The 26,777-nt window shown below is 62.7% G+C and carries 28 protein-coding genes and 2 pseudogenes; 13 read left to right on the forward strand and 17 right to left on the reverse strand.

All coding sequences use genetic code 11. From position 1 onward, the window contains the following. Nucleotides 1-129: 129 nt before the first annotated feature. Complete coding sequence (locus N2604_RS24125) at nt 130-2,862, forward strand: EAL domain-containing protein (RefSeq protein WP_260370674.1); 2,733 nt, start codon at nt 130-132, stop codon at nt 2,860-2,862. On the opposite strand, the gene N2604_RS24130 is transcribed toward N2604_RS24125, so the two are convergent. From N2604_RS24130 to N2604_RS24165, 8 genes are all read right to left on the reverse strand, one after another. Further along, the gene (locus N2604_RS24130; protein ID WP_260370675.1) at nt 2,859-3,470 is read right to left on the reverse strand and encodes an RNA polymerase sigma factor; all 612 of its coding nucleotides are present in this window, start codon (nt 3,468-3,470) and stop codon (nt 2,859-2,861) included. The genes N2604_RS24125 and N2604_RS24130 overlap by 4 nt on opposite strands. 312 nt (nt 3,471-3,782) lie before the next feature. Next, on the reverse strand, nt 3,783-4,247 hold the full coding sequence (locus N2604_RS24135; RefSeq protein WP_260370676.1) for a hypothetical protein: 465 nt from the start codon (nt 4,245-4,247) through the stop codon (nt 3,783-3,785). Nucleotides 4,248-4,401: 154 nt separating this feature from the next. Continuing rightward, nucleotides 4,402-5,187 carry a cytochrome c3 family protein gene (locus N2604_RS24140; RefSeq protein ID WP_260370677.1) on the reverse strand — a complete coding sequence of 262 codons (786 nt, stop codon included), beginning with the start codon at nt 5,185-5,187 and terminating at the stop codon, nt 4,402-4,404. After that, on the reverse strand, nt 5,175-5,882 hold the full coding sequence (locus tag N2604_RS24145) for an iron reductase (protein WP_260370678.1): 708 nt from the start codon (nt 5,880-5,882) through the stop codon (nt 5,175-5,177). Before N2604_RS24145 ends, N2604_RS24140 begins: the two co-directional genes overlap by 13 nt. A gap of 1 nt (nt 5,883) precedes the next feature. Continuing rightward, a complete protein-coding gene (locus tag N2604_RS24150; protein ID WP_260370679.1) occupies nt 5,884-7,887 on the reverse strand; it encodes an FAD-binding oxidoreductase in 2,004 nt (667 codons plus the stop codon). A gap of 22 nt (nt 7,888-7,909) precedes the next feature. Continuing rightward, complete coding sequence (locus tag N2604_RS24155; RefSeq protein ID WP_260370680.1) at nt 7,910-8,617, reverse strand: Spy/CpxP family protein refolding chaperone; 708 nt, start codon at nt 8,615-8,617, stop codon at nt 7,910-7,912. Nucleotides 8,618-8,729: 112 nt separating this feature from the next. Continuing rightward, the gene (locus N2604_RS24160; RefSeq protein WP_260370681.1) at nt 8,730-9,140 is read right to left on the reverse strand and encodes a DUF1622 domain-containing protein; all 411 of its coding nucleotides are present in this window, start codon (nt 9,138-9,140) and stop codon (nt 8,730-8,732) included. Beyond that, nucleotides 9,137-10,279 (reverse strand): OpgC domain-containing protein, encoded by a 1,143-nt coding sequence (locus N2604_RS24165; RefSeq protein WP_409241746.1) that lies wholly within the window; start codon nt 10,277-10,279, stop codon nt 9,137-9,139. The genes N2604_RS24160 and N2604_RS24165 overlap by 4 nt, the downstream gene beginning before the upstream one ends. 551 nt (nt 10,280-10,830) lie before the next feature. Between N2604_RS24165 and N2604_RS24170 the strand changes: the two genes are divergently transcribed. Then, entirely contained in the window at nt 10,831-11,085 is a 255-nt protein-coding gene (locus N2604_RS24170) for a hypothetical protein (protein WP_260370682.1), read from the forward strand. Nucleotides 11,086-11,191: 106 nt separating this feature from the next. On the opposite strand, the gene N2604_RS24175 is transcribed toward N2604_RS24170, so the two are convergent. Next, nucleotides 11,192-12,529: a S41 family peptidase gene (locus tag N2604_RS24175; protein WP_260370683.1), complete on the reverse strand. Its 1,338-nt coding sequence runs from the start codon at nt 12,527-12,529 to the stop codon at nt 11,192-11,194. A 305-nt stretch (nt 12,530-12,834) separates the two neighbouring features. Here N2604_RS24175 and N2604_RS24180 point away from each other — a divergent pair, with 305 nt between their 5' ends. From N2604_RS24180 to N2604_RS24205, 6 genes are all read left to right on the forward strand, one after another. Further along, on the forward strand, nt 12,835-13,968 hold the full coding sequence (locus N2604_RS24180; protein ID WP_260370684.1) for an alpha-hydroxy acid oxidase: 1,134 nt from the start codon (nt 12,835-12,837) through the stop codon (nt 13,966-13,968). Between the two features lie 28 nt (nt 13,969-13,996). Next, complete coding sequence (locus N2604_RS24185; protein ID WP_260370685.1) at nt 13,997-14,620, forward strand: HAD family phosphatase; 624 nt, start codon at nt 13,997-13,999, stop codon at nt 14,618-14,620. 156 nt (nt 14,621-14,776) lie between these two features. Further along, nucleotides 14,777-14,980, forward strand: coding sequence for a hypothetical protein (locus N2604_RS24190; protein WP_260370686.1), 204 nt, complete (start codon nt 14,777-14,779; stop codon nt 14,978-14,980). Between the two features lie 211 nt (nt 14,981-15,191). Continuing rightward, nucleotides 15,192-16,400 (forward strand): gephyrin-like molybdotransferase Glp, encoded by a 1,209-nt coding sequence (glp, locus tag N2604_RS24195; RefSeq protein ID WP_260370687.1) that lies wholly within the window; start codon nt 15,192-15,194, stop codon nt 16,398-16,400. A gap of 176 nt (nt 16,401-16,576) precedes the next feature. Beyond that, on the forward strand, nt 16,577-17,278 hold the full coding sequence (gene lexA, locus N2604_RS24200) for a transcriptional repressor LexA (protein WP_260370688.1): 702 nt from the start codon (nt 16,577-16,579) through the stop codon (nt 17,276-17,278). Between the two features lie 386 nt (nt 17,279-17,664). Continuing rightward, nucleotides 17,665-18,099: a hypothetical protein gene (locus N2604_RS24205; RefSeq protein ID WP_260370689.1), complete on the forward strand. Its 435-nt coding sequence runs from the start codon at nt 17,665-17,667 to the stop codon at nt 18,097-18,099. 127 nt (nt 18,100-18,226) lie between these two features. On the opposite strand, the pseudogene N2604_RS24210 reads toward N2604_RS24205, so the two are convergent. The 4 genes and pseudogenes from N2604_RS24210 to N2604_RS39815 form a co-directional block, all read right to left on the reverse strand. Continuing rightward, nucleotides 18,227-19,303, reverse strand: a pseudogene (locus N2604_RS24210) (ComEC/Rec2 family competence protein); the annotation flags it as partial. A gap of 32 nt (nt 19,304-19,335) precedes the next feature. Continuing rightward, nucleotides 19,336-19,926, reverse strand: a complete 591-nt coding sequence (locus tag N2604_RS24215) for a site-specific integrase (RefSeq protein WP_260370690.1) — start codon at nt 19,924-19,926, stop codon at nt 19,336-19,338. Further along, on the reverse strand, nt 19,914-20,468 hold the full coding sequence (locus tag N2604_RS24220) for a hypothetical protein (protein WP_260370691.1): 555 nt from the start codon (nt 20,466-20,468) through the stop codon (nt 19,914-19,916). The genes N2604_RS24215 and N2604_RS24220 overlap by 13 nt, the downstream gene beginning before the upstream one ends. Before the next feature lie 74 nt (nt 20,469-20,542). Then, nucleotides 20,543-20,680 (reverse strand): annotated as a pseudogene (locus N2604_RS39815) (hypothetical protein); the annotation flags it as partial. Between the two features lie 486 nt (nt 20,681-21,166). On the opposite strand from N2604_RS39815, the gene N2604_RS24225 reads away from it, so the two are divergent. From N2604_RS24225 to tcmP, 5 genes are all read left to right on the forward strand, one after another. Beyond that, nucleotides 21,167-21,367: a ribbon-helix-helix domain-containing protein gene (locus N2604_RS24225; RefSeq protein ID WP_260370692.1), complete on the forward strand. Its 201-nt coding sequence runs from the start codon at nt 21,167-21,169 to the stop codon at nt 21,365-21,367. Between the two features lie 709 nt (nt 21,368-22,076). Beyond that, complete coding sequence (locus N2604_RS24230; protein WP_260370693.1) at nt 22,077-22,388, forward strand: hypothetical protein; 312 nt, start codon at nt 22,077-22,079, stop codon at nt 22,386-22,388. 15 nt (nt 22,389-22,403) lie between these two features. Then, nucleotides 22,404-22,655: a hypothetical protein gene (locus N2604_RS24235; RefSeq protein WP_260370694.1), complete on the forward strand. Its 252-nt coding sequence runs from the start codon at nt 22,404-22,406 to the stop codon at nt 22,653-22,655. A gap of 30 nt (nt 22,656-22,685) precedes the next feature. Next, the gene (locus N2604_RS24240; protein WP_260370695.1) at nt 22,686-22,925 is read left to right on the forward strand and encodes a hypothetical protein; all 240 of its coding nucleotides are present in this window, start codon (nt 22,686-22,688) and stop codon (nt 22,923-22,925) included. Nucleotides 22,926-23,019: 94 nt separating this feature from the next. Continuing rightward, the gene (tcmP, locus tag N2604_RS24245; protein WP_260370696.1) at nt 23,020-23,904 is read left to right on the forward strand and encodes a three-Cys-motif partner protein TcmP; all 885 of its coding nucleotides are present in this window, start codon (nt 23,020-23,022) and stop codon (nt 23,902-23,904) included. Here the strand turns inward: tcmP and N2604_RS24250 are convergent. The 4 genes from N2604_RS24250 to N2604_RS24265 form a co-directional block, all read right to left on the reverse strand. Then, nucleotides 23,874-24,620, reverse strand: coding sequence for a DUF5131 family protein (locus N2604_RS24250; protein WP_260370697.1), 747 nt, complete (start codon nt 24,618-24,620; stop codon nt 23,874-23,876). The genes tcmP and N2604_RS24250 overlap by 31 nt on opposite strands. A gap of 70 nt (nt 24,621-24,690) precedes the next feature. Then, on the reverse strand, nt 24,691-25,425 hold the full coding sequence (locus tag N2604_RS24255) for a hypothetical protein (protein WP_260370698.1): 735 nt from the start codon (nt 25,423-25,425) through the stop codon (nt 24,691-24,693). Further along, a complete protein-coding gene (locus N2604_RS24260; RefSeq protein WP_260370699.1) occupies nt 25,422-26,336 on the reverse strand; it encodes a hypothetical protein in 915 nt (304 codons plus the stop codon). Before N2604_RS24260 ends, N2604_RS24255 begins: the two co-directional genes overlap by 4 nt. Beyond that, complete coding sequence (locus tag N2604_RS24265; RefSeq protein WP_260370700.1) at nt 26,303-26,686, reverse strand: hypothetical protein; 384 nt, start codon at nt 26,684-26,686, stop codon at nt 26,303-26,305. Before N2604_RS24265 ends, N2604_RS24260 begins: the two co-directional genes overlap by 34 nt. Between the last annotated feature and the right edge of the window lie 91 nt (nt 26,687-26,777).

Below are 26,777 nucleotides of genomic sequence, written 5' to 3' on the forward strand. Positions count from 1 at the left end.
CTTTTGCGCGCGACCGTTCATGTCTCGTTAACCGCGCTTCCTAACTTAACCTCCACACCGTCCCCGTAAACCAACGGGTGTTCTCAGGCTCATGAATTGATCCTGACGTGTGCGCGGCAACGATCCAGCATGAAGATGAAATTCGGCAGTCGTCTCTTTGACCAGGTCTTCGTGCGCAGCGGTCCGATCCGCTGGCTGGTAGTGGGCGGCACGCTGCTGATCGTGGCCATCGCCATAGGCTCGGTCCTGATGGCGCAGAACTTCCGGGAGCGGGCGCTGCGCAATTCCGGCCGCGAGCTGGAAAACACCGTGCTGCTGCTCGCTCATCATTTCGACCAGCAATTGCAGGATTTCGCCGTCATCCAGAAGGATTTCGTCGACTACGTCCGCACCACCGGAATTGCGACCGGAGAGGACTATCGCAAGCGCCTCTCGGGTGAGGACGTGCACCGGATGCTGCGGTCGAAGATCGAGGCGCTGCCCTATATGGGCGGCGTCAACATCATCGACGCTGAAGGCAATCTGGTCAATTCATCGACCGCATGGCCGGCCCCGAAGGTCAATGTCGCCGATCGCGCCTACTTCCGCACCTTCAAATACGATCCCTATGCGCCTGATGTGCTGATCGAGCCGCTGCACAGCCGCATCTCCGGTGCATGGACCATTCTGGTCGCCCGCAAGGTCGTCGGGCCACGCGGCGAGTTCCTTGGTGTGGTCGGACGCGGCATCGAGCCCGGCAACTTCGAGAAATTCTTCGCGTCCGTCGTGCTCGGCGAAGGCGCAACGATCTCGATGCTGCATCGCGACGGCACGCTGCTCGCCCGCTATCCGCATTCCGGCGAATTGATGGGACGAAACTTCAAGACCGGTCCGTTCGAGCAACAGAGGGTGTTCGGGCTCGATCATTTCGCCGGCCGCTTCAACAGCCCCGTCGACGGTGAGGACCGGCTGGTCTCCTCCCGTGCCCTGCCCCACTTCCCGATCCTGATGATGGCCACCACGACGCGCGCGGCGGCCCTGGCGGATTGGCGCGAGCAGATCGGCATGCTGATCTCGGTCGCGGTCTCTTCCGCGCTCGCGATCGCAGGCGTGCTGATTGCCGTCGTGCGCAAGCTGCTCGAGCAGCACCGCCTTTCGCGCGAACGGCTGACGCTGGAAAAGCAGCGACTCGACCGCGCCGTCAACAACATGACGCAGGGTCTCCTGCTGTTCGACGCCGAGCAGCGGCTCGTGGTCTGCAACCAGCGCTACATCGAGATGTACGGCTTGTCGGCCGAGGTCGTGAAGCCCGGCTCCAGCTTCCGCGACATCATCGCCCATCGCAAGGCAACCGGCTCGTTCACCGGCGACATCGATGCCTACGTCGCACGCGTCCTGAAGGACATCCATCTCCGCAACTCCATGGTGGTCGATACCGCCGATGGCCGCTCGATCCACATCCTCAACGAACCGCTCGCGGATGGCGGCTGGGTGGCGACCCATGAGGACATCACGGAGCGCCGTCGCATCGAAGAGCGCATCACCCACCTCGCCCATTACGATGCGCTGACGGACCTGCCCAACCGCGCCATGTTCCACGAGCATCTGCGGCAGGAGCTGGCCGCGGTCGGCGACGGCGAGCAGATCGCGGTGCATTACATCGACATCGACGAGTTCAAGGGCGTCAACGACGCGCTCGGCCATCTCGTCGGCGACGAGCTGTTGAAATCGGTCGCGGCGAACCTCCGCCGCTGTGCGGGCCCAGCAGACTTCGTGGCGCGCCTAGGCGGCGACGAATTCGCCATCGTGCAGGGCGCGGTGACGTCGTTGGATCAGGTCAACGAGCTCGTCGCACGCGTCTTCGACACCATCCGCACGCCGTTCGACTGCATGGGCCATCATCTCACCAGCGACGCCAGCATCGGTATCGCGCTCGCGCCGGACCACGGCACGGCGCTCGACCAGATCCTGAAGAATGCGGACATGGCAATGTACGCGGCCAAGTCCGCCGGACGCCGCACCTACCGCTTCTTCGAGCCGGACATGGACGCCAAGGTCCGCGAACGCCGCCAGCTCGAGGGCGACCTGCGTCACGCCATCGCGCAAGGAGGGCGCGAAGGCGGGCTCGAGGTCTATTACCAGCCCTGCCTCGGCCTGAAGGACGACCGCATCACCGGCTGCGAGGCGTTGGTGCGCTGGCGCCATCCCGAGCGCGGCTGGGTCTCGCCGGCCGATTTCATCCCGATCGCCGAAGACACCGGCCTGATCAACGAGATCGGCGAATGGGTGCTGGCGACCGCGTGCCGGGACGCGGCAAGCTGGCCCGACGACATCCGCCTCGCCGTCAACGTCTCGCCGGTGCAGTTCAAGAGTGGCACGCTGGCGCTGAAGATCATGGCGGCGCTCGCCGCCTCGAACCTGCCGGCGAGCCGGCTCGAGCTCGAGATCACCGAGGCGGTCCTGATCCGCGACGACGATGCCGCGCTCGCGATCCTGCACCAGCTCCGTGCCATCGGCGTGCGCATCGCGCTCGACGATTTCGGCACTGGCTATTCGTCGCTGAGCTATCTGCACCGCTTCCCGTTCGACAAGATCAAGATCGACCGCTGCTTCGTCGACGACATCGCCCGCCCCGACGGCTCCGCCAGCATCGTTCAGGCCGTCGTCAACCTGGCGGCCGCCCGCCGCATGACCACGACGGCCGAGGGTGTCGAGACCGAGGAGCAGCAGCGCCTGCTGCGTACGCTCGGCTGCTCCGAGATGCAGGGCTACCTGTTCAGCGCCGCCAAGCCCGCCGGCAAGATGCTGGAGCTGTTCGCGCTGCACCGCAGCCGGCTCGCCCAGCGCGAAGGCAGCGAGAGCCGCCGCCGCGAGGTCGGTTAGGTCGGGCCCCGGTTGTCGGCGCAACGGCACTCCCAGAAGCTTTCCTCCAGGCAAACGACACAGGTTTGCTCGAGGCGCTCCTTCAGCGCTTGTCGTGCCCGGTGGAGCCGAACGGTCAGGTTATTGACGGTCACGCCGAGGTCGGCGGCAACGAAATCCCGCGGCTCGCCGCCGAGATCGATCCGTCTGATGACTTCGGCATGCTCCGACTTCAGCAAGGACAGATGGACGTGGAGACACTCGCAGACTACGGCATTCGCCGCGGCGTCCTGCTCGGCCGGCAGCCGATCGTTGAGCTCATGCGGGAACGGCATCTCCCGCGTCCTGCTCCTTGATGCCTGGCGGTGGAAGTCGGCGATGGTCGTCGCCAAAACCCTGCTCAGCCAGCCTCGAACCGAGTCCGCGTCGCGAATGTCGCCGGACCGCTCCAATGCGCGCAACACGAATAGCTGGAGCACCTCTTCCGCTTCGGCACGGCCGCCAAAGCGTCGCTGCAGATAGCTGCGCAGGCGATCGTAGCTGCCGACGAGCGCGGCACGAACGACCGTGTCCTGCACGTCCAGGGAGCCGGCTGGCTGTACCGGCAAAGTCTCGTTCGGCGATTTCATGACCTGTCGTCCTTGCATGCCATTGGGCAGATCGCTTCGTTGCAGCGAAATTCGTCAGATCGCGCGCAAGCGCGATCCGCGGAGGCAGCAGCTCCCGAATGAGAGTCGTGAGCGATCGTCGCTATCGTGCACGCGCGGCGACCTCGCCTTGGCGCGAGCCAATGATCGCCCTGTCGACGTTCTTCCGCTCAACGCGCAGCGTCACGCAAGCGCCTGGCGCATCGCCATCATCCGCCGGGTACGGCACCCGTCACAGACGTGTCGATCCGCGCTCGGACCTGGAGCAACGCGGTACGATCTTCGGGAGCTATCTCAGGCGATAGGGGGCCGATAGTGGCGGCGGAACGCGCCTTCCTCGCCGATCACGTCCGGCTGCGCTTCGCAGCGCGAATGCGGCGACACGAACTCCGCGATCCCGGGAGCTTGGGGCGACACCGCGCTGAAGCACAACACCGAGCCACAGCAGGCCGCATGCCGGTCACCGGGCTCGTCCCGGTCGTTGTCACAATCTCCGTCTTTTGCAACGTCGTGCGAATGCACCGCCGGTCCGGCATCAATTTGATCGTGCGCATGCGCGGGTTGCTCGCACGGTATCGAAGTGAGGGGAGCGATCGAGATGGCGAGAGACGGTGTCATCGACGCAAACAGATAGGCGATGGCGACAAGCCATCCCCACCACCGTCGCCTTGGCTTGATCGAGCCAATCATTCCCGCACCGCTGCTTACCTTGGAAAATATAACTCTGGTTGTATCATAGGCCAACAGAAAACGGCGCATGCCGAGCCAGTCATGTGGGACCGACCTCGCGCCGCACGGAATTTGTCGGCTTCGGCAAAGACACCCGCCTCGAGACGGCCCATTGTAAAGCAGACCAAGAAATATTTCCGCTGGCCTTGTAATGTTGGAAGCCCACAAGCGTCGCCATCAACCATCAATGGTGCTTCATCCAGCCGACGTTCTTGATGCTATTGAACGAGTCCGTCATGTGGCACAGAAAGCATTGATCGACCGATGCGTGCTCCTGTCCCGCGATCATCCGATCCATCATGAAATGACCCATATAGTGGCTCGGCGGCGCCTGATGGCATTGGGCGCAGTCCTTCGAAGTTGGCGACGGATGCAGGAAGCCCACGATTTTCCAGGACGCCAGCGCATGGCAATCGGCGCATTCCCGTCCAAACAATCCGCGGTGCGGCTCCCGGTTGCTGTGGCAGCTGGCGCAATCGAGCGCGGCCTTTTCGGGCCAGTCGGACTTTGGCAGGCCCAGAAACTCCGTCAGATCGGCTCTCAGTTGATCGACCGCGGTCCGCTCGAACACCCTATTGCCGGAAGCCGCCATCGTGACTTGCAGCAACGACGCATGGTTCATCCGGATCGGCCGCAAGTCGCCGGCGTGCTCGCGATGGCAACCGGAACATTGACCGCCCACGACGGCATGAAACGCCGTCGATTGCTTGGCAAGATCCGCGGCCGAAGGCGCATGACACGTGATACAGGCGGCTGCCTCGACGCCTTTGACCGGCGTATGGCAGCTCTCGCATCTGTCGGACAGAAATGCATGCTTGCCGGACAGCGGCCCGGGATTGACGAGCCTTGTCCAGCCCGGGACGAGCCCAGGGCTGCCTCGGTACAGGGCAATCGACGCGGCCGCCGCACTTGCGACCGCCAGGGTCGCGACCACGACGTAAAGCAGGCCCCGGACGGTCACGCGAGCCACCGCAGCCCATAATAGACCTCGGTCGCCACGTGCACCGCGAGCAGCGCGTACATGACGATCGCCGCCAGGACGTGCAACCCGATCCACTGCATGAAGATCGCCTTGACCGCCTCGCCCGATCCGATCGCCGTTTCGAGATCGGAAATGCCGTCGACGAGTTGCAGCAGCGGCACGTCTCGCAACGCCAGTGCTTGCATCTCGCCCCCGTCTCCCTGATCCCGATCGGGCGACGACATCGCTGCGGCGGTGCGCTCATACGCCGACCTCAAGGTCGCCAGGTGCGACTGCTGCTGGCGCAGCTGCGTCGCGGTCTGCGGCAGGTAATAGCGACCGACGAATCCGGTGACGACCACGATCAGCATGCTGGTCAGAAGGGCGATCCCGAGCGGACTCTGGAGCTTGTGCCCGGTATGCAGCTGCGCGAGGAATGCAGCGACGATCCCGGCATAGGCGTGAAACGCCAGGAGCGTCGGCATCGACACGCATCGCGTGACGAGAGCCTTGAGCCTCGTGCTGTATTTCGTCATGGGATAGGCGAGAAGCAGGATCATCAGCGCGGCCGCGCTCGCGCCGAGGACGAAGCCGGCGAGGCTTCCGGCAAAACGGCTGTCGGAATGAAGCAGGAAAGCCGGCGCCAGCAGCAGCAGGGCCGTCAGCACGGCGTCGGCGATCAGGCGCTCTCTCCCGTTCATCATGTCAGGCCTCGACGACCAGATCCCCGACCGATCTCGCCTGGCAGGCCAGGATGAGACCGTTCGCCTTGTCCTCCGCGGTCAGGGCGTCCTGAACCTCCATCGTCACGTTGCCTTGCAACAGATGCGTCTTGCAGACGCCGCAGACCCCTGCCCTGCAGGAATAGTCGATCGCAACGCCGGCGCTCTCGGCAACCTCCAGCACGCTCTTGTCCGGCGGCAGCGCCGCCACCTTGCCGGATTTGGCGAAGCGAATAGTCGCCGTTGCCGGGCCGATTGGCGCGGCTCCTCGGTTGCCCGCTTCTCCTTCCGCCATCTGCGCGTCGCTGGCGGCCTTGCCGGGCGGTGGCACGGCGCCGCGGGCCGGCCCGAAGGCTTCGGTCTTGATCTGCTCGCCCGGAACGCCGAGGCCGATCAGGGTTTTGCGGAGCGCCTCCATCATTCCGGGCGGACCGCACAAATGAACGCGCCGCTTCGCCAGATCCGGCACCGCCTGCGTGAGGAATTCGGCCGTGATCTGCCCCTCGCGTCCCATCCAGGACGTGCCGGCGGCCCGCATCATCGTGGCCGCGACGTGCAGGTTGTTCATCCTGCGCTGGAGGTACTCCAATTCGTCGCGGAAGATGAACTGCTCGGTCGTCTGTGCACCGTAGACGAGGTAGATCTGGCCGGGCCAGGCGATGTCCGAGAGATAGCGGATCGCAGCCATCAGCGGCGTGATGCCGACCCCGCCACCGATCAGGACGACGCTGTCGGCCTCCGTGCCCGTGAACGTAAAGGCGCCGGACGGACCCGTGACCTCGACGAGGTCCCCCTCCTTCAGCTGGCCGTGCATGTAGTCGGACAGCAGCCCACCTTCCTGGCGCTTGATCGTGGTCTCGACATAGGCGGTCTGGGCCGCGGACGAGGCGATCGTGTAGGAACGCCTGACCGTCTGTCCGTCAATCTCGATGGCATAGGTCAGGAACTGCCCGGGCAGGAACGTAAACGGAATCGCACCCCCCTCCGCCGCCTGCAGACGGAAGGTCTTCACGTCAGGCGTCTCCCGATAGATCGCGCAGACCCTCAGCTTGCCCTTCCAGGGGCCGCTCGCCGCACCGCGCGGCACTCGGCGGTCTGTATCCCTGAAAGCCGTCGTTCCGCCGCTGTCGTTCGGCCGGCCGGCGGCTGGCGTGGTTACAACTGGCGTGGTTACCACTGACGTGACCGCAGCCGGAGCCACCGCCACGCGGGTCAGCCGGTCGACGAGCGCGTTCGCCCGGCGCATGCGCGCGACGTAAATGGCGAGCATCCCCACCGAGAACAGCGCCAGCAGCGCCATGGTGGTGACGTGAAACCAGGAGATTCCGGTCGTGCCGTCATCGGCATCCATGGAGCTTCGGGCAGGCAGCAGGTTCATCTGCGACTTGAACCAGGCCTGCGCGATCTGCTGCGGCGGCTTGCCTTCGTGAAGCGAACGCACCGCGACCACGCCGCTCTGGACCGCGTTCAGGGACTCGCGAAGCCGGCGCGAGGCCTGATCCGCGGCAACGATGTCGCCGCCGGCGATGGCGTGCCGCAGGTCCATCTCGGCATCCGCCAGGCGATCGGCCTCGGCGCTGATCCGCGCGCGCGCCTGGCTCTCCAGGCTGCTCCTCTGCTCGGCGGACAGCGCCGGCATCTCCATCAATGCCGGATAGAACGCCTTGCGCGGCCGGCCCATCATGCCGTCCATTCCACTCATCATTCCGGCCGACGAAGCGCCGGGCGGCCCGCCAGCCGCGCGCCCATCGCTCGGACCTGCCGATCCCTCCGGCTTCAGCTTCGTCTCGCCGCCGGCTCCGGCGGGATGGTGCGCCGCGTGATCGCCCTCAGCCTCCGCAACCTGCCAGCGCTGGGCGAACCTTTCGACGGCAGGCATTGCGCCGCGGCTGACGTCGGATGCCGGCGCGGCCATCGCGGCGAGCTGGCTCGCCAGAATGCCCAGCGCAAGCAGGCCGAAGCGACGTCGAAGGGACGGACCGGACATGATCTTGCGTTCACATCGGCGGTCAGAACGATGCGATCAGAGGCAGCAGGATCGTATCGGCGGTCTGCTTCTGACTTTCGTTCAGCGAGGCGTAGAGCCGCGTGAAAGCCAGGCGAGCCGACTTGATCGCCTCCAGACGCTCGGACAAGTGTCGCTCATAGTGCTCCAGACGATCCGCACTGCCGAGCCTGTCGTCCATGACGAGCATCTTGCGCGCTTCCAAGAGGTGCTGCCGGCTCGACCGCAAAGCATCCGCGACGCTGTTCCAGTCCGCACTCTGCTTGTCGCTGATCTGCAGCTCCGCCTTCAGGAAAGCGATCCGCCCTTCGAGCCGCTCGGTCACATCCGCCGGACCGCTCATTGCGCCACTGCCGCCGGATGAGCTCATCTGGCCGCGCATCATCTTCTCCATCATCTGCATCATCATCGGCATCATCTGCATCATGCCGGAGTTCTCCTGGCAGCCGGCACCCTGGCAGTCCCGCATCTGGCCTTGCGGCGACATCTTCATCTTGTCGTCGTTCATCCGGCCGCCGCCCATGCTCTGAGATTGCCCTGCCGGCTGGCCCATGTTCATCTTGCTGCCGGAATCCGAGGGGTCGGGCATCTTCATCTTGTCGTCGTCCATCATCGCGATCTGAGCAGGACCGGCGGAATATGCCGGCGCAACCGGCCCCAGGACGAGCACGGCGAATGTAGCTGCGCTCATGACGAAATTTCTCGAGTTCATGTTCATTCTCCAGGTTTGGTCCGGATGATTGTCTGCTCGCCGACGACGAGGCAGCGCGCGGCGGGTCGAGCCAAATAGACGCAAGGCGCCCGCAACTCTTACGGCGGACATGTCAGAGGCCGCGCGCAGCATCGCCCGCCTCCCTGTCATGCCTTCGCCACGGCCATCGCCCCTCGATTTCAATCTGAAGCGAGAAGCTCAGGAACGTACGGATCACGATGATCAATGCCAGGACGGCAAGCCGGTCCAACGACGGCACGATCGCGACCATCCCGATGATGTCGGCGGCGATCAGGAATTCGAGGCCGAGCAGGATGCCGCGACCAAGATTGGCGCGATAGGACCGGAATGCGTCGGCAGGCGCACCGCCGCGCATCTCGTTCAACGACCAGACCGTCGCAGCAAGCACCCCGCAGACGATCACCACCACCCCGAGCAGCTCGATCGTCGAAGCGATCCAGTGCAGGCCGTGCAGGACGAAGCCTCGAATCTCCTCCGTGAAGATGGGCTCGGAATTGATCATCCGCCCGCCTCCTGGGCCGAGCGGCTCCTGTCGACGCCCTTCGACCACGTCCGGTAATAGGCGATGATCGTCATGATCCACAAACCCGCTGCACCGACGATCAGCTGGGCCCATATTCCCTCGGATCCGGACTCGAGCACGAAATGCGCGACGAAGGACAGAAACAGGCCGACGCAGAACACCGACAACGATTGCTGGCCGCATCTGATCAAGGGTTGCAGCAGGGGCGACTTGAGGCCTGGCCAGTCGATCGGGATGAGCCGGACGACGATGAGCATCAGGCTCACCAGATGGATGAGGCGATAGGGACCGAGATTGGTCTTGTCGTTCGGAATGAAGGTCGCGGCGAGCCCTTCAGGGACGAAATCGCGCAGTCCCGGGATTCGTTCGGCCAGAGTCACGACCAGCGCAAAGAGCAGGACGGCACAGCTGAAGGCGAGCGCCGTGCGTGACGACAGCAGCCAGCGGCTCGCCGTCGCCCCTCCCAAGGCCAGCCAGGCGCCGAACACGAACAGCAATTGCCAGGCGAACGGATTGAAGTACCAGACCCCAGCCGGATAGGACGGCAAATTCCATCCGTAATGGCGGGCCGCAACATACAGACCGAGCGAGCCGATCATCACCGCATTGCGCCAGCGCAGCATGACCCACAGCACGACGGGAAACGCGGCCATCAGCACGATATAGAGCGGCAGCACGTCGAGATTGAGCGGCTTGAACTTGAGGATCAGGCCCTGTGCGAGCGTCTCGACCGGAAAATTCATCAGCGGCGCGACGTTGAACTGATCCATCAGATGAAGATCGTCGTACCTGTGCGCGACGTAGTGCACGGCGGTGAGATAGACGAAGAACAACAGCAGGTGAGCGACATAGAGCTGCCACACGCGCCGCAGCAGCCGGGTTGCTCCGATGACGAAGCCACGCTCCATCATCATCGCGCCGAACACGAAGGTCGCGGTATAGCCGGAGATCAGCACGAACAGATCGGCCCCGTCGCTGAAGCCGTAATTGCGCGTCGTGAACCAGACCAGCGCGGAATCCGGAATGTGCCCGAGAAAGATCAGCCAATTGGCGAGGCCGCGAAACAGATCGAGACGCAGATCGCGCCGCGGCACGACCAGCACGGATCTGATCGTCATCGTCTCCCAGAGCCGACGACGCAACAGCAGCACAGCTTGCAGCGGCTGCGCGGGGTTCGAAACAGTCTCTTCGGCCAACGGCGGGTTCTCCATCCTGACGATCGGCATTCGGATCGCAACCTCGTCGCCGCTCATTCGCACCGGCACGCTAAGTTGCGTCATCGTGGCCGGCTTGACGGACATCAAGCTCGATCGACGCACCAGCCAAATCTTTTTGTAGTTCAATCGCGTAATGAATCACGACGCTTCTCGTCCTCGAGCGGAAGGTCACCTGCCAGCGACTGCTATGGTCCGCCCGGCCACATGATCGAGGGCGTCGCGCGAGGCTCGCGATTTGGCGCGTCGGCTCAATATTTTTCTCTGTAAGAAGATCGTCGCTTCGCGTCGCCTGTAGTAATTCGACGCGTCCTGCATCCAAGCACGCAGGCATGCGCATCGGCATGTTGATCTTGCTCAACCCGAACGATCACGGTCCGGGTTTGGTTGCGGCTCGATCAAGCCACCGGGACTTGATTGGCACCAACTCGACAATATCGAACAGGAGAAACCAAATGAGTCACCGTAAGCTGATCATCGCGGCCGCGATCATGTCCTTCGTCGCGCTGCCTGCGATGGCGCAGAAGAGCGCGACCGACGAGAAGAACGGCCATCACTATTCAGGCGGACCGAAGACCGAGGTCCCCCATCACATGGGCAAGAAGGAAAAAGATGGCGAAACGACCAGCGGTTCCGGCGGCAGCCACCATTATGGCGGCGGGCCGAAGACGGAAGTCCCGCACCACACCGGCGCGAAGAAGCCGCAATGACCATGGCTTGCCGTGCCGCGATCCCGAGCTGGACGGCGCTGCAAACGAAAGCGCCCGGAAGCGGTCATCCGCTCCCGGGCGATCCATGATCTTGAGGTCGTAAGGTTTAGTTCGGCACTGCAGCCTTCGTCGCAGGCTTGGCAGCGACGGCATTTGCCGTAACGCCGTGGAGGAAGTCGTAGGCCGCGTGCAGGGCCTTATCGTCCTTCTCGTCCGGCGGAACGTAGGACTGCGATCCGGTCTGCTCGCTGCCGTCGGCGGCCGACAGATGGCCGCGCATCTGGGACTCCGCCATGGTGTCCATCCGCCCCTTTAGCTCGGGCGGCACGTCCTGGAGGATCTCGATGTCGGGCGCGATGCCCTGGGCCTGGATCGAGCGGCCCGACGGCGTGTAGTAGCGCGCCGTGGTCAGCGCCAGCGCGCCGTGGTCAGCGCCGAGCGGAATGATGGTCTGCACCGAGCCCTTGCCGAACGAGCGCGTGCCAATGATCGTCGCGCGCTTGTGATCATGCAGTGCGCCGGCGACGATCTCAGAGGCCGATGCCGAGCCGCCGTTGACCAGCACCACCAGCGGCTTGCCTTTGGTGAGGTCACCGCCATGGGCGGTGAAGCGCTGCGTCTCTTCCGGAGAGCGGCCGCGGGTCGAGACGACCTCGCCGCGCTGCAGGAAAGCGCTCGACACCGACACGGCCTGGTCGAGCAGGCCGCCAGGATTGTTGCGCAGGTCCACCACATAGCCGGCGAGTTTCTCCTGCGGGACCTGCTTGGAGATTGACGCGATCGCCTTCTTCAGGCCGTCGGTGGTCTGCTCGTTGAACGAGGTGATGCGGATATAGCCGATGTCGCCATTCTCGACGTGGAAGCGCACCGGCCGCACATGGATGATCTCGCGCGTGATCGCAACGTCGAGCGGCGCATCCGCGCCCTTGCGGATGATGGTGAGCTTGGTCTTGGTGTCGACCGGTCCCTTCATCTTGTTGACCGCCTGCTCGAGCGTCATGCCCTGCACGGCCTCGCCGTCGATCTTGCTGATGAGGTCGCCGGACATGATGCCGGCCTTCGAAGCCGGCGTGTCGTCGATAGGCGAGACGACCTTGACGAGGCCCTCCTCCATGGTGACCTCGATGCCGAGGCCGCCGAACTCGCCGGACGTGGTCTCCTGCATCTCGGTCCAGGCCTTGGCATTCATGTAGCGCGAATGCGGATCGAGCGAGGTCACCATGCCGGTGATCGCCCCCTCGATCAGCTTGGCATTGTCGGGCTTCTCGACATAGCTGGCCTTGACCCGCTCGAACACCGCGCCGAACAGATTGAGCTGGGCATAAGCATCGTCCGCGCTCACTGCCGCCCGCGCCGCCCATACGCCGCCCTGCGGGCTGGCTAGCAAAAAGGTCAGACACGCTCCGGTGAGCGCGCCCAAGGGGAACAGCAGGGATTTCCGCATGGATGAGGGTGCCTTCTGCTTGGCGGTTCTCTTGAGGCTGGGAGGCGCCATGCAAATGGCGATCCAGCCCATCTCTCACAATAGCATTCTGGTTTCTTCAAGGCCGGCATGCCACACCGGCGGGTCGACCGAAGAAATCCCTTCGCCTTGGCCTAAACTTTTGGCAACGTTCCGAAACTATTCCGACGCAAGACAACACCGGTCGGGCCGCCCACGCCTCGCAGCTATGCGATTTTAGGATGGTTTTGGAGGGCCGGACGCGATAGGCGATGGCGATAAGACTTCAAATTCTCGGGAGGACAACAATGAATGAAGCGCCCCGCATCCGGCCGGAACGGAACGTCGAGCTCGGTGCCAGCGACGAGCCGTTCCAGAACCTGCACGAGTTCGTCCGGAAGGCGCGCGCCAACCTCAACCAGAATGCCTGGGACTACATCGTCGGCGCCGCCGAGACCGAGACCACGATGCGGCGCAACCGCATGGCGCTCGACGAGATCGCCTTCCGCCCGCGCGTGCTGCGCGACGTGCGCAAGGTCGATGGCAGCGTCGAGCAGTTCGGCCGCAAGATGCGGCTGCCGGTGCTGCTGGCTCCCGTCGGCGCACTCGAAATCTTCGATCCGGATGGCGCGGCGAGCGTCGCGCGCGCTGCAGGCACGTTCGGCGCGGCGCACATGCTGAGCTCGGTGTCCGAGCCCGGTCTTGAGAAGACCGCCGAGGCTGCTCCCGATGCACTGCGTCTCTATCAGCTCTATGTCCGCGGCGACGATGCCTTCGTTGCCGACGTCGTCAGCCGGGCCGAGAAGAATGCTTATGCCGCCTTCTGCCTCACCGTCGACACCGCCCATTACAGCCGTCGTGAACGTGACATCGCCAAGCGCTACGTTCGCGAGAGCCGCCTGCGCGCCACCGGCGGCGATTTCCAGAAGGGCCTGGAGTGGCGGACCGTGAAGATGATCAAGGACAAGTTCAAAATTCCGCTGATCCTCAAGGGCATCGCCACCGCCGAGGATGCGCAGATCGCGCTCGATCACGGCGTCGAGTGGATCTACGTCTCCAATCACGGCGGCCGCCAGCTCGACCACGGCCGCGGCGCCATGCACGTGCTGCCGGAGATCGTCAACGCCGTGAAGGGCCGCGCCAGGATCATGGTCGACGGCGGCTTCTGCCGCGGCACCGACATCGTCAAGGCGATCGCGGCGGGCGCCGACCTCGTCGGCATCGGCCGGCTGCAGTGCTGGGCGCTGGCGGCAGCCAGCGAAGCCGGCGTCGCGCGGATGCTGGAGCTGCTCGAAGACGAGGTGCTGCGCTGCCTCGGCCTGCTGGGCGCCACCTCGTTCGCCGAGATCGACAAATCCTGCCTGCATCCGGCGACCGCCACCAACGCGCCCAGCGTGTTCAGCGCGTTCCCGCTGTTCGACCACGAGCCCTATCGTTACTGACGTGCCAAACTGAAGTGAAAAGGACGCAATGACATCGCTCTCTCCCGGCAGCGCGGATGCGCTGCTGTTCGACCTCGGGCGCGTGGTGCTCGACATCGACTTCTCCAAGGCGATCGCCTGCTGGGCGGGACATGCCGGCTGCCAGCCCGAGGCCATCATCGCGCGCTATGTGCGTGACGAAGCCTACCGCCTGCACGAGATGGGCAAGATCAGCGACGCAGACTATTTCGCCTCGCTGCGCTCCTCGCTCGGGATCGGTATTTCGGACGCGCAGTTCCTGGAAGGCTGGAACGCGATCTTCGCCGGCGAGATGCCCGATATTGCCGAGTTGCTGGCGCGCGCGGCCAAGCAGATGCCGCTCTATGCCTTCTCCAACACCAATCGGCCGCACGTCGACTATTTCTCGAAGGAATATGCTGGCCTGCTCGGCCATTTCCGCGAGCTTTATTTGTCCTCCAGCATCGGGCTGCGCAAACCGGATGCCGAGGCGTTCGACCACGTCGTCGCGGCCATCGGCGTGCCGGCCGACCGCATCGTGTTCTTCGATGATCTCGCCGAGAACATCGAGGGAGCGCGGGCGCGCGGCTTGACCGCCGTGCATGTCACCTCGCCGCTTGATGTCGGGAACGCATTGAAAGCGCTGGGGATCTGAGCCACAGGAAGTCGGACCGTGCTCAGTTCCAGGAGCTAAATTTGCTTGAGATGCGGAACCCAATCACTTTGTGCATTTTTATACAGAGTTCCGGGAACGGAATACCACCTTTCGGACTCATGAGTCCGTTGGGACTTCTACATTGGATCGATCGACGTGCTGGGCAAGACCTATCTCACCAAGCAAGCCTCTCTCCTGCTCGAATTCGCCAGAACCACCTCGGATTCTGACCTCTCCGCCAAGCTGATCAGCAAGGCCGCCGACCTGAAATCCCAGGCCGATCCGCTGCCCGACAAGGATCAGGGTCCCAAGCCGCCCGACGTTGTGGACGTCAGTCCGGGCGATCTGACGGGGCGTTGAACGATGTTGGCCGTGGCGCTCGTCATTCTCGTCCTTGCCATGGCTCCGGTCTGTCTCGTCTTCCGCATCATGCCGCGGCGCACTTGAGCCGACCTCCTCCACCCCGCGATCACGCAGGATAAATCATCCCGCGTGCTGCTTTGCCTCACGCCTGCTCTCGGCTAGAACTCTCGCCGCCCATTTGACTTATGTGCCCAGCAGGAGTTCGCCCGTGGCCCTGATGCCGGTTTCTGACGCGCTCGCCGCGGTGCTGGCCGGCGCCGAGCCGCTGGCTGAAGAGATGGTTTGCCTCGACGAGGCCTACCATCGTGTGCTCGCACATGATGTCGCGGCGCGGCGCACGCAGCCGCCGGAGGCGATGTCGGCGATGGACGGCTATGCCGTACGCGCGGCCGACGCGGCAATCGATTCCAGGCTGACCGTCGTCGGTGAGGTCGCGGCGGGTCGGCCGTTCGCGGGAAGGGTCGGCCCTGGCGAAGCCGTGCGGATCTTCACGGGCGGCGTCGTTCCCGACGGCGCCGATGCCGTCGTGATTCAGGAGGACACGGTTGCCGACGGTAAGCATGTCACGATCAAGGAAGCTGCAACTTGGGGCCGGCACATCCGCCCTGCAGGCGTCGACTTCCGCGAAGGGGACGTGCTGCTGCGCAAGGGAACCCGTCTCACCGAGCGCGATCTCGCCCTCGCCGCGGGAATGAATCATCCGCATCTCGCCGTTATCCGCCGCCCGAGGGTCGCGATTCTCGCCAGTGGCGATGAGCTGGTGATGCCGGGCGCCGCGCCCGGTCCCGGCCAGATCGTCTATTCCAACGGCTATGCCCTGCACGCGCTCGCCCGCAGCGAGGGCGCCGAGACCATCGACCTCGGAATTGCCGCCGACACGCTGGAGGCCACGTCCGCCGGCATCCGCCGCGCACGCGAGAGCGGCGCCGACATCCTGGTCACGACCGGAGGTGCCTCGGTTGGCGACCACGATCTGGTCCAGCAGGCGCTCAAGAGCGAAGGCATCGCGATGGCGTTCTGGAAGATCGCGATCCGGCCCGGCAAGCCGATGATGCACGGTCGACTCGGCGCGATGCGCGTGATCGGCCTGCCCGGCAATCCCGTGTCGTCATACGTGTGCGCCTTCCTGTTCATGGTGCCCTTGATTCGCGCCCTGGCGGGCCGTTCAGTGATCCATCATCAGCGCGAGCGCGCCGTGCTGGGCCGCGACCTCGGCGCCAACGACCAGCGCGAAGATTATCTGCGTGCGCGGCTGGAGGCGCGCGATGACGGCACGCGCGTCGCCCTTCCCGTCAGCCATCAGGACTCCTCCCTGCTTGCGAATCTCGCTGCGGCACAGGTACTTCTCGTGCGCGCACCGTTCGCGCCGAAGGCCGAGGCCGGCACGCCCTGCGAGGTGCTGCGGCTACCCGTCTGAGCTGCCGGGCCACACGTATTCCGCGAGCTTGGCATCGTTCACCATAAATTAAGCAGTTGCGGAACACATATCGAACATATAGTGTCCGTTCATGATTTGTTTCGAGGATGTAGCGGCTTATTGCCGACTTCGTCGTCTCGGAATCGAACGACATCAACCGGGGGACTTTGGTCGAGATGTTGACGCGCAAACAATACGAGCTTCTGCGGTTCATCAGCGAACGTCTGAAGGAAAGCGGCGTGCCGCCGTCCTTCGACGAGATGAAGGATGCGCTCGACCTGCGCTCGAAGTCAGGCATCCATCGCCTGATCACTGCGCTCGAGGAGCGCGGCTTTATTCGCCGCCTGCCCAACCGCGCCCGTGCCATCGAGGTGATCAAGCTGCCCGAGCTCCAGGCCGCCGCCGGCAATCGCCGCGGCTTCACCCCGAGCGTCATCGAGGGCAACCTTGGCAAGGTGCGCGCGAGCTCCAGCCCCCCCGCGGACGAGAGTGAGCGCCCCGTCGCGGTACCCGTGATGGGCCGCATCGCGGCCGGCACGCCGATCGAGGCGCTGCAGACCCGCAGCCACACCATCAGCGTACCGCCGGACATGCTCGGCTCGGGCGAGCACTACGCGCTCGAAGTGCGGGGCGATTCGATGGTCGAGGCCGGCATCCTCGACGGCGACATGGCGCTGATCCAGCGCAATGAGACCGCCAATACCGGCGACATCGTGGTGGCGCTGATCGACGACGAGGAGGCCACGCTCAAGCGCTTCCGCCGCCGCGGCGCCTCGATCGCGCTCGAACCCGCCAATGCGGCCTACGAGGTCCGCATTCTTCCGCCGAACCGCGTGAAGATCCAGGGCAAGCTGATCGGGCTTTACCGGAAGTACTGATACCGAAAGTCGCGAGCGCCGCGCGCGCTTCGATCGGTATGGTCGATGCAAGATTGGAGCGGATACTTGTCCGCTCCGGCTGGATGGTCTCTCTGGTTTCTGCGCTGACTGTCCGGCCCCTCCTCCCGCGCGACATTCGCCCATGCAGACACGCAGCCCTTTCGCTCCGCCGGTAGAGTTGTGCCGGCAGCGCTGATAGTGCCGGCCAAATGCAAGGACGCGAGGTTTGTTCCTATCGAATCCGGGAAAGATAATGTGATCGCGTGCTGCGGATGCGAGCCGCAGATTTGCCTACAACCAAGCAGAGCGTTGTATACTTCCACCCTGATAGAGGCCTGCGCCTCCAAAGGAGGTGCGGGTCGCTATCCTCGCATGAGGAGCACCCGATGTGTGACTACAGCCTGCATGCCGTCGCGACGCGCCCCGCTGAAGTTGGCGAGACGATCGTCACGACAACCTTCCGCGGCACCTCGACACGCGGCTTCGCCTCCGAAGCCGATCTGTCCGTCGCGGTCTGCCTGCTGCCGGGAACGGAGCTCGCTTTCGCCGACAACGTCCGTTACGACAACCGCTGGATCTGGACGCGCACCGTCAACTCCCGCGTTGGCAAGTTCGGCAAGATCGACCCGCACATTCCCGATCGCCATCATGACGCGATCGAATTTCCCGACGGCAAGTACGTGCTGGTGACACAGCTCGTCGAAGGCCAGCGCGCGACCGTGCTGCAACTGCCGGTTACCCAGCCTCTTGGTGAGCGCGAGCACAAGCCGCAGGTCGTCGCCGACACGCGGTCCACGATCACGCGCCTGCCGATCGGCTGACGTCGTCGCCCCCCGGCCGATGGGTCGAGGGCCAGAATTGAAATGCCATCGCCGGCCGAGGCCGGCGAGATGGTAGGGTTTGCGTCCTGCGGGAATCCCGTCGGACGGACATCCCTCGCGTCTATCCTCAATCGTCGGCCTGCAAGTCGGCCTCCGATGGCGTTGCGTCCCGGTTGCGGGGCACGGCCGTCTTCGGCACAAGGTTGCGGTCGAAATCCCCCTCGCCGGCGCCGGCCGGCAGCCAGGGACGGCTTGCTCCTCTCGCCCTCACCGCCTGCACCGAGAAACCCTCTCCGCTTCGCGTCAGAGCCAGCGCGCCCTGACTGGCAAGACGCGCCCGATCGACCACCATCGCCGCGCAGTCGGGCGGCGCGGGCCGCGCCGTCACCACCAGCGCGGCGCGGCTGCAATCATCAGCCAGCGCGTCGATGCGCGTCGCCAACGCGACCAGCCGTCCGTCCGCGAGCGGCGCCACGCAGCCGGACTCGTCACATGACACGCTGCTCGCCAACGAGGCGTTGCCGCCATCGCGCGGATCGGCATCGGCGGCCAGCCATTCCTTCAGCAGGAAGCCGTCCTTGCTGGCGCGGATCACATGCAAACGCCCGTCCCCGCCCCGGACCGCGACGCTCGCGCCATCCCCGGCGATCAGGATCTCGGGCTGGCGCACCGACAGTCCCCAGAGGATCGCTGCCAGCAGCACCAGGGCGCCGGACCAGCGCAAGGGCGTGCGCAAAAGGCCCATCACGATGAGCCCGAGGCTGGCTGCGAACAGCGGCGCGATCCCGAACGCCGGAATGCGGCCGACGGCGCCCGGCAGGGCCGCCACCCAGCGCGCGACCAGGACCATCCACTCGACGCCGATTCCCATCAACCACCAGAACACGCCGTCGAGCCCGAAGGGCGCCGCGAGCAGTCCCAACAGCCCGGCCGGCATCACCAGCGCCGAGACCACCGGCATGGCGCCGAGATTGGCGAGCACGCCGTATGGCGTTACGCGATGGAAGTGAAAGGCGGCGTATGGCGTGGTCGCGAGCCCCGCGATCAGCGAGGCCAGGAACAGCATCGCGATCTCGCGGCCGCCCCACAGCGCGATCCGCGCCGTCGGGGAATGATCGGGTGAGGCGAGCAGGTTCGGCATGCCGATCTGCACCAGCGCCACCAGGCCGAGCGTCGCGGCGAAGGACATTTGGAATGTGGAATGCGGAATCCCGCTTTGCTTTGTATTTCAGACCCTTAACCAGCATCCAGGAGCTTACTCCGGGACTTTTTCCGGGACTCTGCGAGCCGCTCGACCGCTTCGGCAACGTCCTCGTCCAGCACGTGCGCGTATCTCAGGGTACTTTTGATATCCCGGTGATTCAGCGCCTTTTGCACCAGCTTGAGGTTACCGCTGTCGCGAAGAAGCTTGGTCCCGAAGTCATGACGGAAGTCGTGAAACCGAAAATCGGCCAGCCCAGAATTGGCCCTGAGGCGCTGCCAGGCGGTCTTGGCGCCAGTGTAGGTCAGAGGGTAGCGCTTCCCCCTCACCCTACCCAGCCGCTTATTTCCGTAGATGGCAATGTAGGTAAATACGAACTCGGGGTGCTGGCCCTGCAGCGGGAAAAGGATCTCGCGAATGGCTGGCGTGATCGGGAACACCACACGCCGGCCGCCTTTGCCTATGCGGACGATTTGCCGGGTGCCGAAGTCCACCTCGGACCACCTCAGCGTAACGCATTCCTTAAAGCGCATGCCGCAGGCCCGAGCGAACCCGAAGAACGGCTCATAATCGTCCCGCATCGCCCCATCTAGCGCGTCGCCTTCCTCGCTCTTCAGTTCGCGCACGCGCTCCAGGGGCTCGGCAAGGAGCAAGTCCCCCACCGCGGCTCGCTCTCGAACACTGCCCCCTCAGCCTTGGCGAAGGTGAATAGCCGCTGCAGCACCTTGGTCGTCGAGCGATTGACGGTGGCATTTGAGATCAGCGGCAAGGCCTGCTCCTCTTCTTTGGTCCGCTTGCCACGCCGCGAGACACGATGTCCTCGCCGCCACGCCACCATGTCCTTAGCTACTTTGTGGTCAATCTCTGTGAGCGGCTTGTCTTTGCCGAAATACTCGATTAGCCGCGCAAGGTTCGTCTCGGTGGCTTTGGGCTCCGAGTCATACTGCGCGCTATCATTCCAGAGGCGGTCGGCAACGTCATCGATTGCCAGGGAAGCCTTGGCGCGCCTCGTCGCCTTCACCAGAGCCTTTGCCTTCTCTAGCTCGGCAGCCTCAAACCTTTCCGCGTCGCGTCTAGTCGTGCACTTCGTGCTGCCGTGAAACCGATGACCTTCGTGTTGGAAATCGAATTGGTAATAGGGCGAACGCTTGTCACGGTAGACGGACACGGCACTTCCCTCCTGCGGCGGGCTTCAATGAACTCGTTCAAATCCGCCTCTGTGAAGCGCCGCCGTGGACGCTTTTTTCCGAGGCCGACGTTGATGTATCCGATGGCGCCCTGACTAACGAGGTCGCGGAGATGATCTTCGGTGATGTTAAGCCGAGACGCCGCCTGCTCGGGCGAGAGCAAGCGGTTGTTGTCGTTTGCTGGATTGGGCAAGAGCGTGCCCCTTGAATAGATTGCTCTGCAAACCTCGCCAGCTAAGGCCGACGCACAAGGGTGGTTGGTGAACCGCTGGGCCTCAACAATCCAGTGGCCGGCGATTCACCACCCTTGGCTGATTATATCACGCCGCTTAGGCCAGCTGGGGCGCGGCCCCGAGCTGGATGACTTCGTCATCCGAAGCCCGCGCTGCCACATCATGCGCGCGTAATCGATTCGCAGTGTACCCTTCGGGTCGTGGTGCGCAGCCCATTTGCCTAACTTCAGTTGAGCCACCGGATCTCCATCCAAGCCCTGGTAGAGACCGAACTTATTGACAAAGGGTTCGCAGCCAGCATGCCGCAGGCCTGTATAGTACGTGTACGCGCAAAAAGGCGTGGAGAGATCGATAGCAGCGCTAGCCTTGTGATTTAGATTGTTCATTTACTTCCCCTGTCGTCCGGCTCATTTGACCGGCCCCGAAATTGTGGTACCACAGATTCCATGAAGCGCCAAGCCGTGAAAGTACGGAAGAAGCGAGGACCCGCCCCAACCGGCAAGGGCACGCAGATCCAGGTCCGCTTGCAGCAGGATGACTTGTCAGCCGTCGACAGTTGGATCGCAGAGCAAGAAAAAGCGCCTACCCGGCCGGAGGCCATCCGGACGCTGATGCGGCAGGCGCTGAAGTCCAAGCCGAAAGGCTGATCCTCAAACCGCAGCGCGCCCCAGCGCCACCCCCTCCAACACCGTTCTATGCGTACGGCGGAACTTCCACCAGCTTACCGATCAATCGCAACAATGCTTGCTGTTCGGGTCCCTTTCTGTCCCGCAAGAACTCGCTGAGTTCAATGTGAGAGAGTCGCCCGCCGGAAGGGGCATTCGGCTGATGGATGATGAATGCGTTTCCGCTCGTGGGCTCCCGCCCTAAGAACCAGGCATCACCGTTCGGACTTCGATAGAGCTCGCGACGTTCTGACATGGGACTCTCCACTCGCCGAAGGCTCCTTAATAAGGCTCGCGCCGCGCTAAAATGCCACGCGGTGTTAAGCCGAAACATCAGGACAGCCCGGCTTTGGTGTTGACCTCCCGCACTTCCCCCGATCGTAGGCCCAGTGCCGCCGACCCATCTTTCGCCACAAGCCCGCTCGGACTAGCCGCCCAGCCCTCTGGGACAGCGTCCAATATCAGTTGGACAGCGGCATCCTGATCCAGGGCGACCGCCAACCAGTATCGATTTTGACCGTCATCGTTGGTCACCCGAACAAGGTGGATCTCCATGCACTGCAAATTCGGTTGGGCGGGTTTGGTTTCAATGCCGGACACGGCTGGCCGGCGCGGAGGGCGACACGTCCAAAGCCTAGTTGCCCCCTCCACCTCCCTCGATCTATGGTGGCAGCAGGTCTGGGGGATTTCAATGGGACTCTTTTCGCGCAAAGAGAGCTGGGAGCGCACGTTCCGGCTCAGAAGCCACCATGGCATCTCAAGGGGCTTCCTTGCCGTGCTTTTTTGGCTCTGGGGCGGCGTCGGCCTGCTATTCAACGCAGGAACGCTATTTGGGCTCACCGGCAATATTGGCGTCGGGACATCTGCCTATTTGACCGCAACATGCCTGGTGTGGATCGGCGGTATGGTGCTGTTTGGTATCGGCGCCCTACTCGCTCACACAGATTTTGATGGTGAGCGGCCGATTGAGGAAGACTACGGCGATCTTCGTATCAGTCGATAATCGAGGCATCACGAAATGAAAATCGCGATCTTGTCCGCCGCCGATGTTGCCGGTTGGTACACCGCAACGCTGATGGAGCGCGGGCACGAGGTAACCGTTGGTCCCTTTGGCTACGTGCCCACCGCAGTAACCGGCATGATTGAGGACGGAATTGAAGGCGTCCTCATCTTGACTGACGGCGACGATAATCTGGATGAGATTGCTGCGCGCTTCACGAGGGCAACGGGCCGTCCTGTTTGGCGCAACCTGACTGAGATTCCGCGGTAAACATATTTAGCGCATAGGCGGTGACGACCAATGTCTGGAAAAATCAATGCGACGTTCGACCAAATTGCATCCGCGATGATCGTCGCAGCCAATCGCCGCAACGTAGCCGACGTCGAACAAGCCCTGAACCAAAGCGGGTTCACCCAGCTAGGAGATGGCACCTCTTCTCAGAAGACGATCTGGGAAAAGCATGAAGACGCGGAAAGACACTGTGGTTTCAATGGCGTTGGTATGATCAATCGCAAGCATTCTCAATCCAGCCTGACATGAACATTCTAAGCCTGGAGTTGAGAGACGGAAGTATCGTGCTGCGGCGCGCTGAAGAACGATATGAAGATTGAGAGCGGCGGAAACCTGACCCCTTATGACAGATCACGAGTTTGGCGACCAACACACCGAACTAAAGCTCTCGATCGTTGAAAAGTATCTGCATTTCTTCACGACAGCTTTACGCAACAAGTTCCCTCAACTCTGGTATATCGACGCCTTTGCAGGCACCGGCTACCGGACAGTTCGCCATGAGGCTATTCCAGCCAGCCTTATTGACGCTGGTGAACCGGAGCGGATCGAGCGACGCCGCGGTTCCGCAAAAATCGCAATCGATGTGACACCCCGCTTCGATTTTCTGGTGTTCATCGAGAACAAGCCATCTTATGTCCGAGCGCTTGAAGACTTGAGGGCACGACACCCTGATAGGCGCATCGCTGTCGTAAAGAATGATGCCAACGAAGGGCTGAAGTCTTTGCTCGCGTCAAACAGTTGGAGATCGACTCGCGCCGTTCTATTCCTAGATCCGTACGGCATGGAAGTTGACTGGTCGACATTGGTGGCTATCGCGAAGACTCAAGCAATCGACGTATGGTACTTGTTTTCGCTAGCAGGCTTTTACCGTCAGGCGACGCGCGATCACGCCGACTTAGATGAGGACAAAAGAGCCGCTCTAACACGCATGCTCGGTACGGACGAATGGGAGCGCGAACTATATTCCGCGAACACAACGTACGATCTTTTTGGCGGTGATGACGGCGTTTCCTTGAGGCGAGAGGCCGATCTGGTCGCGCTAGAGGCCTACGCCAAAAGGCGGCTAGAGACCATCTTTGGAGCGGTGCTTGACCCTCTGCCATTACCCCTACACGAGCGGCCACAGCGCTTCTCTCTGTTCTTCTGTATCTCTAGCCAGAATCCCGCCGCGATCAAATTGGCCAGGACCGTCGGCAATCACATTCTCAAGGCCGGCATCTCGTCATAGGTGCGGCCGTTTAGCATGCGCCCAGCGGCTTTCTTGTTCTTGCCGCCCCATTGTTTGAAGAAAAATGCGGTGCCATAGCGGCGACAGGCGGACTCGATCTCGCGAACCCACTCAGCATCCATCGGCCGAGCCTTCGGACCACTTTCGCCGCCCACTATGGCCCATTGAATTTTCTTGAGGTTGGCGTCGGCGACAGACCCGAGCAGTGGCTCAAACGAGATGAAGCGCACCACGGCGCGCACCGCACGCAGTTCATCGATTCTGCCAAGATAATCCGCGCTCTCCACGCTCGTGCCGAGCCAAACGTTGCGCAACACTGGCAGATCCGATGTGATCTCAGCCATGCGATCCGGTCGCTTCGTGAGGATCTGGTAGGTGTGCTGCGGCGTAGCTGACATCGTCGACCACACATCGGCAACGAAATCCGGCGGCACATCTTCGTGGAAGAGGTCAGACATCGAATTCACGAAAATCTGGCGTGGCTTACTCCAGCCTTTCGGGGTGTCGAGCGCCTTCCGATCCAGATAAAGCTTCCCAGTCCACTTCGCTCGGCCGCCGCTCTTTCTCGTCAGCCCCTTGTACTTCGCAACGCCCATGGCGTCGAGGCGCGCGGCCATCCGCATGGCGTAGCAGTTGGTGCAGCCAGGCGAGAGAATGGCGCAACCGGCGACAGGGTTCCACGTCGCATCGGTCCATTCGATCGAGGTTTCGGCCATGGAATTCCCTTTCAGGATCGAAAGAATCACAAGAAAGTGGTGATATTTCGTTAACTAGGGCCTCGATCTCCTAAGCCGCTACCCTCCTCGCCTTCCAACCATTCCAATCCATCGGCCTTGGCCTAATCGGCTTCCCCGGCCGATCCTCCCGCCAGCGGTGGACCACGCGCTGGGCGACGCCGTCGCGTGTGATCGTCGTAAGTATCGCATGGCCGCCGACAACGTGGCGTCCATCGAAGCGTTTGCGGCGCTGAATCTCCATGCAATGCAGCAGATATGTTTCTGCGTCGACTTTCTCTAGGTTGGCAAGCAAGTCATAGCCGGCCGCCTGAAATTCTTCGCGCGACGGCGGCGGCATCGAAATGACTGGCAATTCCGTCAAACTCGCCGCAACGTGTTTTTCCTCAAACTCAGCGCTCTGTCTGACCAACAAAGCCTTCGGTGTGCCGGCCCTCTCTAATTCGATGGAATAGATCGCTGGCCGATCTTCTTTTTCATGCCAACCTGCCAGCACGACGCAAGATGTTGCATCTCCATCGCGGTACTCACGCGCGTAGCGCTGGAAATGATGAGTGATCTGCCATTCTGCAGTTTCCACCAAATCATCAAATGACCTGTAGGCGAGACGACCCCGTAGCCATTCGCCGAACTGCGCCGGACCAGTCGCAGCCACGACGGCATTCAACCGGTACAAGCGATGAGCCTTGTTGAGGTTCACGTCGTCTGGAACACCTTCGAAGTATGATAGGCCGTCCGTCAATAGAAATGCCGCGTTGCTTCGAACGAAACCGTTGATTGCGCTCATGCCCGAACCTCCAGGCCAGCACGCAACTCAGCCTGCGCCGCAGCGCCCTTACCTGCGGACACTGTGTCCGCAATCGACCTAGCCGTGTGCTTTATGATAGACTCGGTCGCGCGGTCGTAGGCGTCTGCGGCATCTGCGCCATCCTTGCGCTTTGGTAACTTCGCTGCATTTGGGTCAGCATCGTTCGCGGAAGCTGGGCGCGAGGCCGGCAGCGGAACGCCGCCGGGGAATTCGACCTTTGACTGCTGCTCAGCCGCAGCCTGCAGCATGTCGCGAGCGAGCTGTGCCTTGGCGCGGATCAATTCCAGGCCATCAGCAATCTGCATATTCTCCGGTTTGCCCGAAGCATTTAACCGCTCAATTGCGCGAGTTACCTGATCGACGTCTTGCGCCGCGCCGACCGCATTCTTCGCAAAAATCGCGGCTGCATCCGCTATGGCGTTGAACTTCTCCTGACCGCTTCCCGGCTGGACATTCTGAGATTCGAGGGCCTTCTTTACAAGATCGTTGGCCTTGCCAATCAGCTCATCCAGCCAACCGCCAATATCAGCGGCAGTCGACTTGAACTGGGCGGCTAGTTGCGCGGAGGACTGCTTCCAAGCACGATCGAATGCGGCGGCCTTCGCAACGGTGGCGCCGTCAATGATTACACCAGCCGCCTCGGCGCCTTGTGCGATCTCTTCAAACGACTTGCTGCCATTGCGAAGCGCCTCAACCCAACTCTCGGAAAGCCCGAGCATTTGAGCGGCCTTCGTCTTCTCCGGTATTGAGCCGAATTTGTTAATCAGGTCGCCAGCAATAACCAGAAGCTGGTTTAGGCTGATGACCTGGCCGTTGCGGTCCTTGTACTTGATGTTATTGGCATCAAGTAGCTTCGTCAGAGAGTTCTCGTTCTCCTTGGCGTCCGCCAATAGAGAGGCAACCTTCTGCAGGTCAGCCGCAGAATCCTTATTCGAAACACGGCGGCAAACTGAATCTGCTGGAATCGCTCCGCAGTAAGGCCGGTGAACTCGGCGTTCTTTTGCAGCTCAGCTAGTTCGCTGTTGACCTTGGTGAGCGTAGCAAGGAGCCCGCCGATCAGACCGGTGACGCCAGCCGCCGCAGTACCAAGCGATGCAAATCCGCCAAGACCAGGATTGAGGTTTGCAAACGACTGCTCAATCCGCGACACAGCGCTATCCGCCATGTCGCCAGCTTGATTTAGATCGCTTTGAAATTGGTCAAGCTTCGCGCCGAGTTGAACAACTAAGTCGTTTGCCATTGGTTCCTGTCGGTGAAGACGCGCGTTTTACATATCGTCGCGCGGGTTGCGCGAACCGCGTCGTGTGCTAGACAGCGCGCCATCAACAATG

This window comes from Bradyrhizobium sp. CB1015, from assembly GCF_025200925.1.
GTDB lineage: Bacteria > Pseudomonadota > Alphaproteobacteria > Rhizobiales > Xanthobacteraceae > Bradyrhizobium.

Bases quoted from the DNA above. Each gene is read 5' to 3' on its own strand.
- N2604_RS24125 (WP_260370674.1), top strand. From the start codon at position 130: ATGAAGATGAAATTCGGCAGTCGTCTCTTTGACCAGGTCTTCGTGCGC.
- N2604_RS24130 (WP_260370675.1), bottom strand. From the start codon at position 3,470: ATGAAATCGCCGAACGAGACTTTGCCGGTACAGCCAGCCGGCTCCCTG.
- N2604_RS24135 (WP_260370676.1), bottom strand. From the start codon at position 4,247: ATGCGCCGTTTTCTGTTGGCCTATGATACAACCAGAGTTATATTTTCC.
- N2604_RS24145 (WP_260370678.1), bottom strand. From the start codon at position 5,882: ATGATGAACGGGAGAGAGCGCCTGATCGCCGACGCCGTGCTGACGGCC.
- N2604_RS24150 (WP_260370679.1), bottom strand. From the start codon at position 7,887: ATGTCCGGTCCGTCCCTTCGACGTCGCTTCGGCCTGCTTGCGCTGGGC.
- N2604_RS24155 (WP_260370680.1), bottom strand. From the start codon at position 8,617: ATGAACTCGAGAAATTTCGTCATGAGCGCAGCTACATTCGCCGTGCTC.
- N2604_RS24160 (WP_260370681.1), bottom strand. From the start codon at position 9,140: ATGATCAATTCCGAGCCCATCTTCACGGAGGAGATTCGAGGCTTCGTC.
- N2604_RS24165 (WP_409241746.1), bottom strand. From the start codon at position 10,279: ATGACGATCAGATCCGTGCTGGTCGTGCCGCGGCGCGATCTGCGTCTC.
- N2604_RS24170 (WP_260370682.1), top strand. From the start codon at position 10,831: ATGAGTCACCGTAAGCTGATCATCGCGGCCGCGATCATGTCCTTCGTC.
- N2604_RS24175 (WP_260370683.1), bottom strand. From the start codon at position 12,529: ATGCGGAAATCCCTGCTGTTCCCCTTGGGCGCGCTCACCGGAGCGTGT.
- N2604_RS24180 (WP_260370684.1), top strand. From the start codon at position 12,835: ATGAATGAAGCGCCCCGCATCCGGCCGGAACGGAACGTCGAGCTCGGT.
- N2604_RS24185 (WP_260370685.1), top strand. From the start codon at position 13,997: ATGACATCGCTCTCTCCCGGCAGCGCGGATGCGCTGCTGTTCGACCTC.
- lexA (WP_260370688.1), top strand. From the start codon at position 16,577: ATGTTGACGCGCAAACAATACGAGCTTCTGCGGTTCATCAGCGAACGT.
- N2604_RS24205 (WP_260370689.1), top strand. From the start codon at position 17,665: ATGTGTGACTACAGCCTGCATGCCGTCGCGACGCGCCCCGCTGAAGTT.
- N2604_RS24225 (WP_260370692.1), top strand. From the start codon at position 21,167: ATGAAGCGCCAAGCCGTGAAAGTACGGAAGAAGCGAGGACCCGCCCCA.
- N2604_RS24230 (WP_260370693.1), top strand. From the start codon at position 22,077: ATGGGACTCTTTTCGCGCAAAGAGAGCTGGGAGCGCACGTTCCGGCTC.
- N2604_RS24235 (WP_260370694.1), top strand. From the start codon at position 22,404: ATGAAAATCGCGATCTTGTCCGCCGCCGATGTTGCCGGTTGGTACACC.
- N2604_RS24240 (WP_260370695.1), top strand. From the start codon at position 22,686: ATGTCTGGAAAAATCAATGCGACGTTCGACCAAATTGCATCCGCGATG.
- tcmP (WP_260370696.1), top strand. From the start codon at position 23,020: ATGACAGATCACGAGTTTGGCGACCAACACACCGAACTAAAGCTCTCG.
- N2604_RS24250 (WP_260370697.1), bottom strand. From the start codon at position 24,620: ATGGCCGAAACCTCGATCGAATGGACCGATGCGACGTGGAACCCTGTC.
- N2604_RS24255 (WP_260370698.1), bottom strand. From the start codon at position 25,425: ATGAGCGCAATCAACGGTTTCGTTCGAAGCAACGCGGCATTTCTATTG.
- N2604_RS24265 (WP_260370700.1), bottom strand. From the start codon at position 26,686: ATGGCAAACGACTTAGTTGTTCAACTCGGCGCGAAGCTTGACCAATTT.